The organism is Streptomyces sp. NPDC058964, assembly GCF_042741275.1.
In the GTDB taxonomy this organism is placed as follows: Bacteria; Actinomycetota; Actinomycetes; order Streptomycetales; family Streptomycetaceae; genus Streptomyces.
This window is the reverse complement of record NZ_JBHYKH010000953.1, coordinates 1-1515: the sequence shown is the minus strand read 5'-3', so window position 1 is coordinate 1515 and position 1515 is coordinate 1. Positions and strand designations below refer to the sequence as shown.

At 70.4% G+C, this 1515-nt stretch carries 1 protein-coding gene and 3 tRNA genes; all 4 read right to left on the bottom strand.

Annotation, left to right across the window (positions count from 1 at the left end):
- Nucleotides 1-99: 99 nt before the first annotated feature.
- Nucleotides 100-172: transfer RNA gene (locus ACFW2E_RS46745), tRNA-Glu, on the bottom strand.
- 29 nt (nt 173-201) lie between these two features.
- Nucleotides 202-274, bottom strand: a tRNA-Glu gene (locus tag ACFW2E_RS46740).
- Between the two features lie 38 nt (nt 275-312).
- Nucleotides 313-384, bottom strand: a tRNA-Gln gene (locus tag ACFW2E_RS46735).
- A 91-nt stretch (nt 385-475) separates the two neighbouring features.
- On the bottom strand, nt 476-1207 hold the full coding sequence (locus ACFW2E_RS46730) for an HAD family hydrolase (protein ID WP_384478230.1): 732 nt from the start codon (nt 1205-1207) through the stop codon (nt 476-478).
- Nucleotides 1208-1515 lie beyond the last annotated feature (308 nt).

Genomic DNA, 1515 nt, shown 5'->3' with positions numbered 1-1515 from the left:
GCGCGCCACCGGCGGGCGCAGGCGGCGGTGTCGGCGCGCGGCTGCGGATTCGACAAACCCCGAGGGCCCACCACCGGGGTGGAGGGCCTTCGTGATGTGTACCCCCGACCGGATTCGAACCGGCGCTACCGCCTTGAGAGGGCGGCGTGCTAGGCCGCTACACAACGGGGGCCCTAGCGATTCCGAGTTGATCGGAACCAGTACCCCCGACCGGATTCGAACCGGCGCTACTGCCTTGAGAGGGCAGCGTGCTAGGCCGCTACACAACGGGGGCTCGCGGATGGATCCGCGGGTGCAGATGAGCTCTGCGAGCTGGCCTACCTGGACTCGAACCAAGACTAACTGAACCAGAATCAGTCGTGCTGCCAATTACACCATAGGCCACTGGAACGCAAGCCCCTGAGGGGATCTCGTTCTAGCTTCGCGCCCCGGGTTTCCGGCCTTTCGGCCCGCTCCCCTCGGCGCAGGAAGAACATTACCCGAAGGTGGACGGGGCTCCAAAACGGGTATCCGCGCCGACGATCGCGGGGAGTTCGGCGAGGGTGGCGATGCGGTGCCCGGCGACGGCCCCCGCGCCGCCCGCGTACACCCCGCCGCGATCGATCCACACGGACAGCAGCCCGGCCTCGGCGGCTCCCCGCCCGTCGATCTCCGGGTGGTCGCCGACGTACGCCACCTCGTGCGGGGGCAGGTCCAGGGCCTCGCAGGCGGACAGGAAGGCGGCGGCCTCGGGCTTGGAGACGCCGAGCTCGGCGGCGCACAGCACGGCCTCGAAACGGTCGCGGACGCCGAGGGTGCGCAGCTTGTGCTCCTGGACCGTGAGGCTGGAGTTGGACAGCACGGCGTGCCGGTGGCTGGCGGCGAGGGCGTCCAGGGCGGGCAGCACGTCCGGGAAGAGCGCCCAGGCGGCCTCGTAGTGACCGATGTAACGCTGGAACCAGGCATCGGCCTCGGTGTCGGTGAGCTCCTCACCCAGAAAGACGCGCACCCGGTCCCTGCGCTGCCCCTCGAAGGAGACCTCCCCCGCCGAGAACCGCGCCCACTGCAGGTCGGTGATCTCCCGCCACCGGTGGAGGGCCTGCTCGGGGGTCGCGTACCCGCTGAGCAGCCCCTCCACCGCCAGATGCGCCCGCATGCCCTCCCGGTCCGCGGTCGTGTAGTCGAAGAGGGTGTCGTCCACGTCCCAGACCACGGCGCGAATGTTCATGATCCGACGGTAACCCCGCGGACGGGGGGCGCGGGCCGCATCCGGGAATCGGGGGGTCGGGAGCAGGAGAGGGGCCGGGAACCGTACGACCCGATGACGTATCCGCCGCTCTCGGTGAGACCGACGCGGCAGCAGAAGCAGGCGCCCTCGGGGACGCACGGTCAGCGGCGGGCGCCGGCGTCGCCACGGCGACCGCGTACCGCCGGATCGAGGTGATCGTAATCCCGGTGCCGGTGTTCCACTACGGATCTTCAGCACAACTCGCGGACCGATGTGGCCAGTCGGGCCGAAGACGCAGGGGCGGGCTC